General features: G+C 70.9%; 10 protein-coding genes. 2 read left to right on the top strand and 8 right to left on the bottom strand.

Annotated elements, in window-relative coordinates; all coding sequences use genetic code 11:
- The first annotated feature begins 14 nt into the window (after positions 1-14).
- Together ACH4YL_RS06680 and ACH4YL_RS06675 are read left to right on the top strand one after the other, a co-directional pair.
- Positions 15-2,453 carry an MFS transporter gene (locus ACH4YL_RS06680; protein WP_398505437.1) on the top strand — a complete coding sequence of 813 codons (2,439 nt, stop codon included), beginning with the start codon at positions 15-17 and terminating at the stop codon, positions 2,451-2,453.
- Between the two features lie 238 nt (positions 2,454-2,691).
- Positions 2,692-3,159, top strand: coding sequence for a PPOX class F420-dependent oxidoreductase (locus ACH4YL_RS06675; RefSeq protein ID WP_398505436.1), 468 nt, complete (start codon positions 2,692-2,694; stop codon positions 3,157-3,159).
- 35 nt (positions 3,160-3,194) lie between these two features.
- Here ACH4YL_RS06675 and ACH4YL_RS06670 read toward each other — a convergent pair whose 3' ends face one another.
- The 8 genes from ACH4YL_RS06670 to ACH4YL_RS06635 all read right to left on the bottom strand — a co-directional run bounded on the left by ACH4YL_RS06670 (position 3,195) and on the right by ACH4YL_RS06635 (position 12,844).
- On the bottom strand, positions 3,195-3,950 hold the full coding sequence (locus ACH4YL_RS06670; protein WP_398505435.1) for a TetR/AcrR family transcriptional regulator: 756 nt from the start codon (positions 3,948-3,950) through the stop codon (positions 3,195-3,197).
- A gap of 35 nt (positions 3,951-3,985) precedes the next feature.
- The gene (locus ACH4YL_RS06665) at positions 3,986-5,500 is read right to left on the bottom strand and encodes an MFS transporter (protein ID WP_398505434.1); all 1,515 of its coding nucleotides are present in this window, start codon (positions 5,498-5,500) and stop codon (positions 3,986-3,988) included.
- Between the two features lie 95 nt (positions 5,501-5,595).
- The gene (locus ACH4YL_RS06660; protein ID WP_398505433.1) at positions 5,596-7,800 is read right to left on the bottom strand and encodes an ArnT family glycosyltransferase; all 2,205 of its coding nucleotides are present in this window, start codon (positions 7,798-7,800) and stop codon (positions 5,596-5,598) included.
- Positions 7,797-9,182 carry a glycosyltransferase gene (locus tag ACH4YL_RS06655; RefSeq protein ID WP_398505432.1) on the bottom strand — a complete coding sequence of 462 codons (1,386 nt, stop codon included), beginning with the start codon at positions 9,180-9,182 and terminating at the stop codon, positions 7,797-7,799. Before ACH4YL_RS06655 ends, ACH4YL_RS06660 begins: the two co-directional genes overlap by 4 nt.
- 25 nt (positions 9,183-9,207) lie before the next feature.
- The gene (locus ACH4YL_RS06650) at positions 9,208-10,818 is read right to left on the bottom strand and encodes an ATP-binding protein (protein WP_398505431.1); all 1,611 of its coding nucleotides are present in this window, start codon (positions 10,816-10,818) and stop codon (positions 9,208-9,210) included.
- Positions 10,818-11,555 carry a response regulator transcription factor gene (locus ACH4YL_RS06645; RefSeq protein ID WP_398505430.1) on the bottom strand — a complete coding sequence of 246 codons (738 nt, stop codon included), beginning with the start codon at positions 11,553-11,555 and terminating at the stop codon, positions 10,818-10,820. The genes ACH4YL_RS06650 and ACH4YL_RS06645 overlap by 1 nt, the downstream gene beginning before the upstream one ends.
- Before the next feature lie 67 nt (positions 11,556-11,622).
- Positions 11,623-12,519 carry an amidohydrolase family protein gene (locus ACH4YL_RS06640; protein WP_398505429.1) on the bottom strand — a complete coding sequence of 299 codons (897 nt, stop codon included), beginning with the start codon at positions 12,517-12,519 and terminating at the stop codon, positions 11,623-11,625.
- Positions 12,500-12,844, bottom strand: coding sequence for an antibiotic biosynthesis monooxygenase family protein (locus tag ACH4YL_RS06635; protein ID WP_398505428.1), 345 nt, complete (start codon positions 12,842-12,844; stop codon positions 12,500-12,502). Before ACH4YL_RS06635 ends, ACH4YL_RS06640 begins: the two co-directional genes overlap by 20 nt.
- Between the last annotated feature and the right edge of the window lie 37 nt (positions 12,845-12,881).

The following is a 12,881-nucleotide window of genomic DNA, read 5'->3' as shown; positions in this document are numbered from 1 at the left end:
AGAAAAGGATGGACATGGCTACAACCACACCAGCAGGTGTGCGGGGCGGCCACGCCAAGCACGGAGGCGCGTCGGGCGCCGCCGCCGGCGATACGCCGATGACCCACCGTCAGATCATGGAGGCGCTGTCCGGGCTGCTGCTCGGCATGTTCGTCGCCATTCTGTCGTCCACCATCGTCTCCAACGCCCTGCCGGAGATCATCACCGATCTCGACGGCGGGCAGAGCGCCTACACCTGGGTCGTCACCGCGGCCCTTCTCGCGATGACGGCGACCACCCCGTTGTGGGGCAAGCTCGCGGACCAGTTCAACAAGAAGCTGCTGGTCCAGATCGCGCTGGTCATCTATGTGGCGGGCTCGGTCGTCGCCGGCCTGTCGCAGAACACCGGCATGCTGATCGCCTGCCGCGTCGTGCAGGGCATCGGCGTCGGCGGACTCACCGCTCTCGCGCAGATCATCATGGCCGCGATGATCGCGCCGCGGGAGCGCGGCCGGTACAGCGGCTACCTCGGTGCGACGTTCGCCGTCGCAACGGTCGGCGGCCCGCTGCTCGGCGGCGTCATCACCGACACCGAGTGGCTCGGCTGGCGCTGGTGCTTCTACGTCGGCGTCCCGTTCGCGCTCATCGCGCTGATCGTGCTGCAGAAGACGCTGAAGCTGCCGGTCGTGAAGCGGCAGGTCAAGGTCGACTGGTCGGGCGCGTTCTTCATCAGCGCCGCCGTGTCGCTGCTGCTGGTCTGGGTGACCTTCGCGGGCGACAAGTACGACTGGGCGTCCTGGCAGACCTACGCCATGGTCGGCGGCGCGGTCGCGCTCGGCGGGCTCTTCCTGCTCATCGAGTCCAGGGCGAGCGAACCGATCATCCCGCTGCGGCTGTTCCGCAACCGCACCATCACGCTGGCCTCGCTCGCCTCGCTATTCGTCGGCGTCGCGATGTTCGCCGGCACTGTCTTCTTCAGCCAGTACTTCCAGCTGGCGCGCGACAAGTCGCCGACCATGTCCGGCGTCATGACCATCCCGATGATCGCGGGCCTGTTCCTGTCCTCCACGGTCTCGGGCCAGTTCATCACCAAGACGGGCCGCTGGAAGGCCTGGCTGGTAAGCGGTGGTGTGCTGGTGACGGCGGGCCTCGGACTGCTCGGCACGATCCGGTACGACACGGAGTACTGGCACATCGCCGTCTACATGGCGGTCATGGGCCTCGGCCTCGGCATGATGATGCAGAACCTGGTGCTCTGCACGCAGAACCAGGTCGCTCCGGAGGACCTCGGCTCGGCCTCGTCCGTGGTCACGTTCTTCCGTTCGCTCGGCGGCGCGATCGGCGTCTCGGCGCTCGGCGCGGTGATGGCGAACCGGGTCACGCACTACGTCAAGGACGGGCTCGCCGAACTCGGCCCGCAGGGCGCGGCGCTGGGCCACGGCGGCACGGCGGGCGGCGGGATTCCGGACCTGGACAAGCTGCCCGCGCCGATCCGTACGGTGATGGAGAGCGCGTACGGACACGGGGTCGGCGACATCTTCCTCTACTCGGCGCCGTTCGCGCTGCTCGCGTTCCTGGTGACGCTGTTCATCAAGGAAGTGGCGCTGAAGAGCAACAAGCTGGAGCCGGCCGCGCAGGTTTCCGAGACCGTCGAGGTGCCGGAAGCCGTGCCGGAGGCCGTGGAGACCGCCGTGGTCGCGACGTCCGGCGGCACTCCGGTACGCGGTGTGGTGCGCGGCTCCGAAGGCGCGCCGGTCCCCGGAGCCACGGTCACGCTGATCTCGCCGGCCGGACGGCAGTTCGGCCGCTCGGTCGTCCAGCAGGACGGCGGTTACGCACTGGAGGTGCCGGGCGCCGGCACGTATGTGCTGATCGCCGCCGCCGACGGCTTCCAGCCCCAGGCTTCCACGGTGCTCGTGGGTGACGAGCCGCTGGCGTACGACATCCTCCTCTCCGGCACCAGCGGTCTTGCCGGGACCGTGCGGGCCGCGGCGAGCGGGACGCCGGTCGAGGGCGCGATGGTGATCGTCACGGATGTCCGCGGCGATGTGCTGGCCACCGGAAAGTCCGCGGAGGACGGCTGGTTCGCCTTCACGGACCTGGTGCCGGGACCGGTCACCGTCGCCGTGAACGCGTCCGGTCACCGCCCGCTGGCCCGCACGGTGGAGATCGCCGGCCACGGCATCACGCGGATCGAGGCGGTCCTGCAGTCAGGAGCGCTGGTCCGCGGCACCGTACGAGGCGGCCCGGACCACAGGCCGCTGGCCGACGCCCGGGTCACGCTCGTGGACACCGCGGGCCATGTGGTCGCCACGGCGACGACCGGGGACGACGGGGCGTACGCCTTCGCCGACCTGGACGCGGGGGAGTACACGGTCATCGCGACCGGGTACCCGCCGGTGGCCGGCGCGCTGACAGTCGCCGGTCGCGGAGTGGACGACCACGACATCGAACTCGCCCACCCGGGCGAGTAGTCGAGACTCCGGGCCGCGCGCTTCGAGCGGAGGCGGGCGGCCCGGACACGGGGCGGCAGGCAGGGACGGCCTGCCGCCCCGCCGATCGCTGTCCGCGCGACGGCGTCGCTGAGCCGGGAGGACTTCGCGATGAACTACAACCAGGTGGTGCAGACGGGTATCTCGGCGATCGGCACGACGCTGAAGGTCGAGCTGACGATCCAGGCGGTTCAGGAGCGCGAGGTCTAGGCTTCGACGCATGGCACCCAACATCGCCACCAATACCGCGGTGGAACTGGACGAGTTGCTGTCTTTCGTACGCCCCCGTCACCGGGCGATCCTCCTCACCCGACGCGCTGACGGCACGCCTCAGGGCTCACCGCTCACCTGCGGCGTCGACGACTCGGGGCGCATCGTGGTCTCGACGTATCCCGAGCGCGCGAAGACCCGCAACGCGAAGCGGGACCCACACGTCAGCGTGATCGTCCTGTCGGACGACTGGGACGGCCCCTGGGTCCAGATCGACGGCGAGGCGGAGGTCCTGGACGCGCCGGAGTCGGTGGAACCGCTGGTGGAGTACTTCCGGAACATCCGCGGTGAGCACCCGGACTGGGCTGAGTACCGCGAAGCCATGCTCAAGCAGGGCAAGTCGATCATCCGCGTCACGCCGGTGAGATGGGGTCCGGTGGCGACGGGCGGCTTCCCGCCGGGACGCAGCCCTTCCTGAGCGGTGGGGTGCCTGGGCCACGGGCCTGAGCACCCTTACGCGCGGGCCACCATGGCTTCGATGCCCGCGACCAGGAGCTCGAGCGCGAACTCGAAGTCCCGCTCCCTCATCTCCTCCACCGTCGACCCGCCCCTCGCCTCCATCGCCTCCGTCGCGGTCGCCAGCATCTCCCTGAACTCGGGCCGTTCGCTCACCGTCCCCATCGCGTCCCGGAAGTACTCGTCCTGGCTCACTCCCGCCGCCGCGCAGCGCTGGATGAAGTGCCCCTCGATCGTGCCGAAGCCGTACACGAACTGGAACACCGCCGACAGGCCGCCCATCCGACCGTGCGGCGGAAGACCCGTGTTGCGCATGACCTGTTGGACCGCGAGCGAGAACGCCATCGAGTTCGGGCCGATGTTCAGGAACGTGCCGATCAGCGGGGACACCCAGGGATGGCGTACCAGCACCGCCCGGTACTCCACCGCCAGCTCGCGCAGCTGTTCGCGCCACTGGGCCCCCGCGCCGACGTCCGGCAGGCGGACCTCGCCGAACACCGCGTCCAGCGCCAGTTCCAGCAGGTCGTCCTTGGTGTCCACGTACCAGTAGACCGACATCGCGGTGACGTTCAGCTCCGCCGCGAGCCGGCGCATCGAGAACTTCGCCGCGCCCTCCGCGTCCAGCAGCCGTACCGTCGCTTCGATGATCTTGGTGCGGTCGAGGCCCGCGGGCTGACCCCCGGGGCCGGACTTACGGCCGCGGTCCGCCGCCTTGCCCTCCAGCCACACACTGGTCCGCGCCGCGCTCACCATCCCGCATCCTCCTCGGTTCGCCCCCGTTCCCGATGCTATGCCGCTGTCCTGAGTGAGTCTGCCCGCTCCGCCCTGCGCAGCAGCATCGCGGCCAGCAGCCCGCCGGCCAGCACCGCCACCGCGCCGACCAGCTGGCTTGTCTCCAGTCCGGAGGCGAAGGCGTCGGAGATCCTGGCGCGGTCCGCCGGTCCGTCCGCCGCCGCGAGCGCCGCCGGGAGAGAGGCCGCGCCGACGACCGCCGGTACGAGCGAGGCGAAGCGCGAGTTCAGCACCGCGCCGAGGACGGCGACGCCGAGGCCGTTGCCGAACTCGGCGAGCGTGCCGTTCACCCCGGCCCCCACGCCCGCCTTCTCCGGCGGAATCGCGCTCATGATCGCGTTGGCCATCGCAGGCATGGACAGGGCCACACCCGCGCCCATCACGACCAGCCCGAGCAGCATCCCGGAGTACGCGTCGCCGCCCAGCAGCGCGATGGTGGCGAGGCCCGCGGACACCAGCGCCATACCGGCCGCGATGGTTCCCGGCGTGCCGAGCTTCGGCAGCAGCCGCGCGCCGACACCGGTCAGATTGAGCGCGACGACGGTCAGCGCGAGCGGCGCCGTACGCAGACCCGCGTCCAGCGGCCCGTAACCGAGCACGAACTGCAGATGCTGCGTGAGCAGGAAGAGCGAGCCGCCCATCCCGAAGGCGACGAGGACCGCGCCCGCGACCGCGCCGATGAAGCGCTGGTTGCGGAAGAAGTGCATGTCCAGCATGGGGTGGGGGATTCGCAGCTCCCACAGCACGAAGACGCCCAGGACCAGAACACCGACCGCCGCCGACGCCAGGACCTGCGTCGAGGTCCAGCCGTGCTGCGGGCCCGAGATGATCGCGTACACGACTGCCGTCATGCCGATGGTGGAGAGCAGCGCGCCGAGCAGATCGGGCCGGTCGCCCTGCGGGTTGCTGGATTCCGGTACGAGCGCGACGACCGCGAACAGGCCGATCACCGCCACCGGGATGTTCACCAGGAAGATCGCGCCCCACCAGAAGTGGTCGAGCATGACCCCGCCGATCAGCGGACCGGCCGCGAAGCCGAGCGAGTTGACGGTGGACCAGAGGCCGATCGCCCTGACCCGCTCGGTGTCGTCGAAGATCTGGACGACGACCGCGAGCGTCGTGGTCATCAGCAGCGCGCCGCCGACGCCCATGCCCGCGCGCGCGGCGATCAACTGGGTTGCGGACTGGGCGAGTCCGGCCGCGAGTGAGCCGATGCCGAAGAGCACGAGCCCGGCTATCAGCATCTTCCTGCGGCCGTAGCGGTCGGCCGCGTTGCCGGCCGTGAGCAGCAGTCCCGACTGGACCAGCGAGTACGCGTTGATCATCCACTGGATGTCGGCGGTGGAGGCGTCGAGCTCCCTGGTCAGCGACGGGATCGCGACGCTGAGGACGGTGTTGTCGAGGAGCACGGTCAGCTGGGCGAGACAGATGACGCCGAGGATCAGCCAGCGCTGCGGATGGCGACCGGCAGGACCAGTGCTGGGGGCCGTCTCGGCAGTCGTTGCCGTCATGCATGCTCCTTGTACGGTGTACGAGATGGCGTCCCGTACACCGTACAAGAGTTTCTCGTACGCCGTATAGCGCTGCTGTTCGGCCAGGTCGCGGGCTACTTCTCGGCGGTCAGGTCGTACAGCGTGGTGCCGTCCACCGTGACCGCGGTGAAGTTCTCCGCCACCCAGGTCGTGATCGCAGAACTGCCACCGCCGCCGGGGCCGCCGCCCATGCCGCCGCCTCCGATGAAGTAGTGCACCTTTCCGTCCGCCACGTACTGCTTGAACTGCGCGAGCGTCGGCGACGGATCGCTGCCGTTGAAGCCGCCGATCGACATCACCGGCTTCTCGGTGGCCAGTTGGTAGCTGGCCGCGTTCTGGGAGCCGATGGCCGCGGCGGCCCAGGTGTAGTCGTCGGCGTTCTCCTTGAGCTTGGCCTCGACTTCGGAGTTGACGTTCGCGCCGTTGAGGAGTCCGCCCATGCCGCCGGCGCCGCCTTCGCGGCCGCCCGTGCCACCGGGCATCTGGCCCTGAGCGCCCTGACCCGGAGCCTGGCCCTGTGCCTGGCCTTGACCCTGGCCTTGGCCCTGGCCCTGGCCCTGGCCCTGGCCCGGGAAGCCGTTCGGCGGCTGACCCTGACCCTGGCCGCCCTGACCCGGAGCCTGTCCCTGCCCCTGTCCCTGCTGACCGGTCGGCGGCTGCATCCCGCCACGGCCGTCGTCACCGCCGCCGCCCGGACCGCCGCCCGGACCGCCACGGCCACCGGCCACCGCCGGCCCCGCCGTCACGATCGAGCCCGCGTGCCCTTCGCTCACCGTGGTCAGCGAGTACGCCACCGGCCCGGCCACCGACGCGGCCAGCGCCAACACCGCGGCGCCGAGCGCCAGTCGGCGCCCCGGACGTCCGGCCCTGCCCGCGAGCAGCAGGCCGGCCGCTGCCGCCAGGCCGCCGATCAGCACCGCCCAGCGCAGCCACGGCAGATAGTCCGTGCTCCGGCCCAGCAGTGTGTACGACCAGTACGCCGTCACCGCGACGGTCCCGGCCAGCGCCGCCGACGCCGCCAACGACCGCCGTTCCTCCCACAGCACCGTCGCGCCCATGCCGACGAGCGCCGCGATGTACGGCGCCAGCGCCACCGTGTAGTACTCGTGGAAGATCCCCGCCATGAAGCTGAAGATCGCCACGGTGATCAGCAGCGACCCGCCCCAGACCAGGAATGCGGCCCGGGCCGTGTCCGTACGCTTCGCGCGCCAGGTGACCGCGAGTCCCGCGACGAGCAGCAGCAGTGCCGCGGGCAGCAGCCAGCCGATCTGGCCGCCGATGGTGTCGTTGAACATCCGGCCGATGCCGGTCTCGCCCCAGCCGCCTCCGCCACCGCCGCCACCGCCTCCTCCGACGCTGCCGGTCTCGTTGCCGTTGATCCGGCCGAGGCCGTTGTAGCCGAAGGTGAGCTCCAGGAAGCTGTTGTTCTGCGAGCCGCCGATGTACGGACGCGACGAGGCGGGCCACAGTTCGACGATGGCCACCCACCAGCCGCCCGCGACGACCATCGTGAGCCCGGCGACGGCGAGTTGGCCGAGCCGGCGTCGCAGCGTGGTCGGCGCGCAGACCGCGTACACCAGCGCCAGCGGCGGCAGGATCAGAAACGCCTGGAGCGTCTTGGTCAGAAACGCGAACCCGACCGCCACGCCCGCCCAGACCAGCCACTTGGTGCGCGCGTCCTCCAGCGCCCGCAGCACGCAGTACACGGTCACCGTCATCAGCAGCGCGAGCAGCGCGTCCGGGTTGTTGAAGCGGAACATCAGCGCGGCGACCGGCGTCACGGCCAGGACCGCGCCCGCGATCAGACCGGCCGCGGGAGTGAAGCGCCGGCGCACCGCCGCGTACACGACGCCGACCGTCGCGACACCCATGAGCACCTCGGGCAGCAGGATCTGCCAGGAGCCGAGGCCGAAGAGCCGTACGGACAGGGCCATCGGCCAGAGCGCGGCCGGCGGCTTGTCGACGGTGATGGAGTTCGCAGCGTCGGAGGAGCCGAAGAAGAAGGCCTTCCAGCTCTCGCTGCCGGCCTGGGCGGCGGCGGAGTAGAAGGAGTTGGCATAGCCGGACGCGCTCAGGTTGTAGACGTAGAGGAGCGCGGTGGCGAGCAGCAGCGCGAGAAAGGCGGGACGCACCCATGGCGCGTCCTCGGGCCGTCCGCGCCACAGGCGCCCGGCGCGTGTGCCCCGGGCACGCGCGTGCGTGCGCGGAGCCGGGCCGGTCGTGAGCACCTCGGGCACGGCCGCGGTCTGCTGTGCGTGGTCGTCGGGAGCCAGGGTCATCGTGCGTTCCTCGTGTCGTGGTCCTGCGGGATGCGGTGCAGCTGCACGGTCACGTCCCAGGTGTGGTCCGCGGCACCATCGCCGGCGGTTGTGGTCGTGGGCAGGTACGGATACGGATCCTGGGGAGCGGGAGCAGACGCTTCGCGTCGCTCCGGGAACACCCAGGCCCTGAAGAGCAGGAACCGCAGCACCGTCGCCGCCAGGTTCGCCGTGATCAGGACCGCAAGCTCGGTGCCGTGCGACGCGTTCCCCGCGGCCGCGTCGAGGGCCGCGAGCGAGCCGCTTGTCAGGGCGAGCCCGATGCCGAACACGACCAGGCCCTGGGCCTGATGGCGTACGGCGCGGTCCCGGCCGCGCACTCCGAAGGTGAGGCGGCGGTTGGCCGCCGTGTTGGCGACGGCGGACAGCAGCAGCGCGAACGCGTTGGCGGCCTGCGGCCCGACGCCCGCCCGGAAGACGGAGTACAGCAGCAGATACAGCAGCGTGGAGAGCGCGCCGACGACGCAGAACCCGACGAGCTGGCGGGCCAGCCCGCCCGGCACTCCGGTCAGCTGCCGGTCCCGCGGATCGTCGCCGAACGGCCGCGCCAGCCGGTCCAGCGGCAGCGCGCCGACCGCCAGCGCCCTGCCGACCCGCCACACGCCCTTCAGGTCCTCGGTCGCGGTGCTCACGATGTGCACGGTCGAGTCCGGGTCGTCGACCCAGTCCACCGGCACCTCGTGGATGCGCAGTCCGGCGCGCTCGGCCAGCACCAGCAGCTCGGTGTCGAAGAACCATCCGGTGTCCTCGACCATCGGCAGCAGCCGCTCGGCGACCTCGCGGCGTATCGCCTTGAACCCGCACTGGGCGTCGGAGAACCGCGCGGCCAGCGACCCGCGCAGAATCAGGTTGTAGGCCCGCGAGATGAACTCCCGCTTCGGGCCGCGCACCACGCGCGACGAGCGGGCGAGCCTGGAGCCGATGGCCAGGTCCGAGTGCCCGCTGATGAGCGGCGCTACCAGCGGCAGCAGCGCGTTGAGGTCGGTGGACAGATCCACGTCCATATAGGCGAGGACGGGGACGTCGGAGTGCGACCACACCGTGCGCAGCGCGCGCCCGCGCCCCTTCTCCTCCAGCCGGAACGACCGCACTTCGGCGATCGAGGCCGCGAGGCGGGCCGCGACCTGAGGGGTGCGGTCGGTGCTCGCGTTGTCGGCGACAGTGATGCGGAAGCCGTACGGGAAGGTCCGCGCGAGATGCTCGTGCAGCCGCAGCACACACCTCTCGAGGTCGTCCTCCTCGTTGTAGACCGGGATCACCACATCGAGTACGGGCAGGTCGGCCGAGTCGGCGAGCAGATGCTCCCGGGCCGGCAGAGTCCCTATTGGGGTGTCGGTTCGCATGGAACGACACTCGGCGGGCGCGCTGTCACGGCTGTGTGATGTGCCTGTGCTCCGTCTGTGAGTCGTACGCGAAGCTCTGCCGTGGGCCCTGCTGCATGCCTTGCTGCGTGCCTTGCTCCATGCCTTGCTGCATGTCCTGCTGCGGCTGGAACGCGGCGTTCCACGCGGGCAGTTGCACGCCGAAGACCGTGCGCCCCGGCTCGGAGCGCACTCCGACCCGGCCGCCGTGCGCGGTCACGACCGCGTCCACGATCGCCAGGCCGAGGCCGGTGGATCCGGCGTGCCGGGACCTGGACGCGTCGCCGCGGGCGAACCGTTCGAAGATATGCGGAAGCAGCGCCGGCGGGATGCCGGGACCGTCGTCCTCGATCTCCAGCACGACCGCCGGGCCGCCGCAGCGCACACGGGCGGTGACGGTCGTGCCGGGAGGTGTGTGCGTGCGGGCGTTCGCCAGCAGATTGACCAGAACCTGATGCAGCCGGGCCGCGTCGCCGGGCACCGTCGCCGGTTCCACGGGCAGTTCGAGCCGCCACTTGTGGTCCTGGCCCGCCGCCCGCGCGTCGCTGACCGCGTCCACGACCAGCGGCGAGAGATCAGTGCTCTCGTACGAGAGCGGGCGTCCGGCGTCCAGCCGCGCCAACAGCAGCAGATCCTCCACCAGGCCCGTCATCCGGGTCGCCTCGGCCTCGATCCGGCCGAGGGCATGCCGGGTGTCGGGACCGGCATCGTCCCGGCCGCCGCGCCGCGTCAGCTCCGCGTAGCCGCGGATCGACGCCAGCGGCGTACGCAGCTCATGGCTGGCGTCCGCGACGAACTGCCGCACCCGCGTCTCGCTCTCCTGCCGCACCGCGAGCGCCGAACCGACATGCCCCAGCATCCGGTTGAGTGCCGCGCCCACCTGCCCGACCTCGGTCCGCGGATCAGCCTCGGCGTCCGGCACGCGCTCGTGCAGCGCCACCTCGCCGCTGTGCAGCGGCAGTTCGGAGACCCGGGTCGCGGTCGCGGCGACCCGCCGCAGCGGCCGCAGGGCGACTCCGACGAGGACCGTTCCGGCGATTCCGGCGGCGACGAGGCCGGCGGCGGCGACACAGATCTCGACGACGATCAGGGTGCTCAGCGCGTCCTCGACCTCGCCGGTCGGAATGCCGACGAGCACGTCCGGACCGGTCGCCGTGTGCACGGCGACCACGTGATAGCCGCCGAGCCCGGGGAGTTCGGCACTGTGCACCTCTCCGTCGAGCGGCACCTGCGCGAGCGCCTTCTCCTGTGCAGCGCTGAGCGGCGTCGTGTCGTCCTCGCGGACCGGGGTGGTGTTCTCCACGGTCCGGCTCGCCTCGGTCACCTCACCGCCGTCGGAGACCACGGCGCCGACCGTGCCGAACGGCTGGCCGCCACGGCCGAGGAACTCCAGCGGCTCGGGTTCGGGACCGCTCAGCCCCGGCAGGCCGGGCGGAGGATCGGCCCGTACCGAGATGCTGCGCAGCTGATCATCGAGCTTGCCGTACATATAGCTGTCGAACGCGATCGTCGTGACCGCGCCGATCACCGCCGCCACCACCGCGATCAGCGCCACCGCCGAGACCACCAGCCGGGTCCGCAACGACCATCGACGGCCTCTGCCCCGCACGCCCGCCACTATTCACCGGGCTTGATCAGATATCCGGCCCCGCGCCGGGTGTGGATCATCGGCGTACGCCCCGCGTCGATCTTCTTGCGCAGATACGAGACATACAGCTCGACGACATTGGCCTGGCCGCCGAAGTCGTACGACCACACCCGGTCCAGGATCTGCGCCTTGCTGAGCACCCGCCGCGGATTGCGCATGAGATAGCGCAGCAGCTCGAACTCCGTCGCCGTCAGATGGATCGAATCGCCGCCGCGGCACACCTCGTGGCTGTCCTCGTCCAGCGTCAGATCGCCGACCGCCAGCAGTGACTCGCTGCGCTCGGTCGCCGCGCCGGACCGCCGGATCAGCCCGCGCAGCCTGGCCACGACCTCCTCCAGCGAGAAGGGCTTGGTGACATAGTCGTCGCCGCCCGCCGTCAGCCCGGCGATCCGGTCCTCGACCGCGTCCCGCGCGGTCAGAAAGAGCACCGGCACAGCGGGCTGCTCGCGGCGCAGCCGCCCGAGGACGGCGAGGCCGTCCATGTCGGGCAGCATCACATCGAGCACCACCGCGTCGGGCCGGAAGTCGCGCGCGGAACGGACAGCGCCCGCGCCGTCGCCCGCGCTGCGCACTTCCCAGCCCTCGTAGCGCAGCGCCATCGACAGCAGCTCGCTCAGCGCCGTCTCGTCGTCCACGACGAGCACCCGCACGGGGCTGCCGTCCGGCCTGAGCATTTCGGTACGCCCCTGGGGCGAGGTCGCGGTCATGCTGGTCACCCTGCGACCCCGCCCTGAGAACGGCCTTGCGCGTTCCTGTGAATTCCCTGAGAAAGAGCTAGTGGGTCCGCCGGAGCAGCCGCGCCCCGTTCTCGTAACAGACCGCCCGCAGCCAGTCGTCGCCGAGCCCCAGCCGCTCCAGCGACCGCAGCTGGTGGACGTACGGATACGGAATGTTCGGGAAGTCGGTCCCCAGCACGATCCGGTCTCCGAGTGCCGCGAGCCGCGCCCGGTACCGCTCGGGGAAGGGCGCGAACCGCTCGCTGAAGTCGGTGAACGCCATCGTCGTGTCCAGCCGGACCTCTCCGTACCGCTCCGCCAGATCGAGAAAGTCCGCGTACTCCGGCATCCCCATGTGCGCGACCACCAGCCGCAGCCGCGGATGCCGCGCCAGCAGCCGGCCCACCGGCTCGGGCCCGGTGTGCTTGCCGGGCGCGGGCCCGGAGCCGCAGTGCATCACGACCGGCACGGCGGCCTCGGCGAGCAGTCCCCACACGGGATCCAGCAGCGCGTCATTGGGGTCGTACGCCCCGACCTGGAGGTGCGACTTGAAGATCCGGGCCCCGCTCTCGACGGCCTCGCGCACATAGCGCTCCACGCCGTCCTCCGGGAAGAGGGTCGCGGTGTGCGCGCAGTCGGGGGTGCGGGCGGCGAAGTCCGCGGCCCAGCCGTTGAGCCAGTCGGCCATGCCCGCCTTGTGCGGATAGAGCATCGAGGTGAAAGAGCGGACCCCGAACTCCCGGAGCAGCGCGACCCGTTGCTCCTCCTCGTGCCGGTAGGCGATCGGCCACTCCAGACCGGTCAGCGGCCCGACGGCGTCGAAGTAGGCCCACACCTTGCGCAGCACCTGCTCCGGCATGAAGTGGCTGTGCACATCGACGAGCCCCGGCAGCCCGAGCCTGCCCCAGAACTCCCGTACGTCCTCGGCCTCTTGTTCACTCGCGCTCAAAACCATGGCTCCGCTCGACCTTGCCGACATGGAGGCTGTAGCTCGCGTACCACTCCGCCCGCCCGCGTCGCTGCGCGGCCTGATGCTCCAGATCACGCTGCCAGGCGGCGATGGCGTCCTCGTCCTTGAAGTATCCGACGCTGATCCCGAGCCCGCCGGGCGCCCGCGCGGACTCGTATCCGAGGAAGCCCGGTATCTCCTTCACCAGCTGCATCATGCGCTCGGCGGTCTCGGCGTAGCCCTCGGTCGTCTCCGTCTGCACGGAGGTGAAGACAGCGGTGTAGTACGGCGGTTCAAAAGCGGGGACAGGCCTGATCGTCTGATTGCTCATGACCACCACCCTCCGTTCCAGGTCACGGAGGTGTCCA

It is taken from the genome of Streptomyces sp. NPDC020681, assembly GCF_044334895.1.
Classification (GTDB): Bacteria; Actinomycetota; Actinomycetes; order Streptomycetales; family Streptomycetaceae; genus Streptomyces.
Note: the sequence above shows the minus strand (reverse complement) of the source record. Positions and strands in the feature narration are given on the sequence as shown.

Excerpts from the sequence above, each read along its gene's own strand:
- ACH4YL_RS06680 (WP_398505437.1), top strand. The coding sequence starts at position 15 with ATGGCTACAACCACACCAGCAGGTGTGCGGGGCGGCCACGCCAAGCAC.
- ACH4YL_RS06645 (WP_398505430.1), bottom strand. The coding sequence starts at position 11,555 with ATGACCGCGACCTCGCCCCAGGGGCGTACCGAAATGCTCAGGCCGGAC.
- ACH4YL_RS06640 (WP_398505429.1), bottom strand. The coding sequence starts at position 12,519 with ATGGTTTTGAGCGCGAGTGAACAAGAGGCCGAGGACGTACGGGAGTTC.
- ACH4YL_RS06670 (WP_398505435.1), bottom strand. The coding sequence starts at position 3,950 with ATGGTGAGCGCGGCGCGGACCAGTGTGTGGCTGGAGGGCAAGGCGGCG.
- ACH4YL_RS06655 (WP_398505432.1), bottom strand. The coding sequence starts at position 9,182 with ATGCGAACCGACACCCCAATAGGGACTCTGCCGGCCCGGGAGCATCTG.
- ACH4YL_RS06635 (WP_398505428.1), bottom strand. The coding sequence starts at position 12,844 with ATGAGCAATCAGACGATCAGGCCTGTCCCCGCTTTTGAACCGCCGTAC.
- ACH4YL_RS06660 (WP_398505433.1), bottom strand. The coding sequence starts at position 7,800 with ATGACCCTGGCTCCCGACGACCACGCACAGCAGACCGCGGCCGTGCCC.
- ACH4YL_RS06665 (WP_398505434.1), bottom strand. The coding sequence starts at position 5,500 with ATGACGGCAACGACTGCCGAGACGGCCCCCAGCACTGGTCCTGCCGGT.
- ACH4YL_RS06675 (WP_398505436.1), top strand. The coding sequence starts at position 2,692 with ATGGCACCCAACATCGCCACCAATACCGCGGTGGAACTGGACGAGTTG.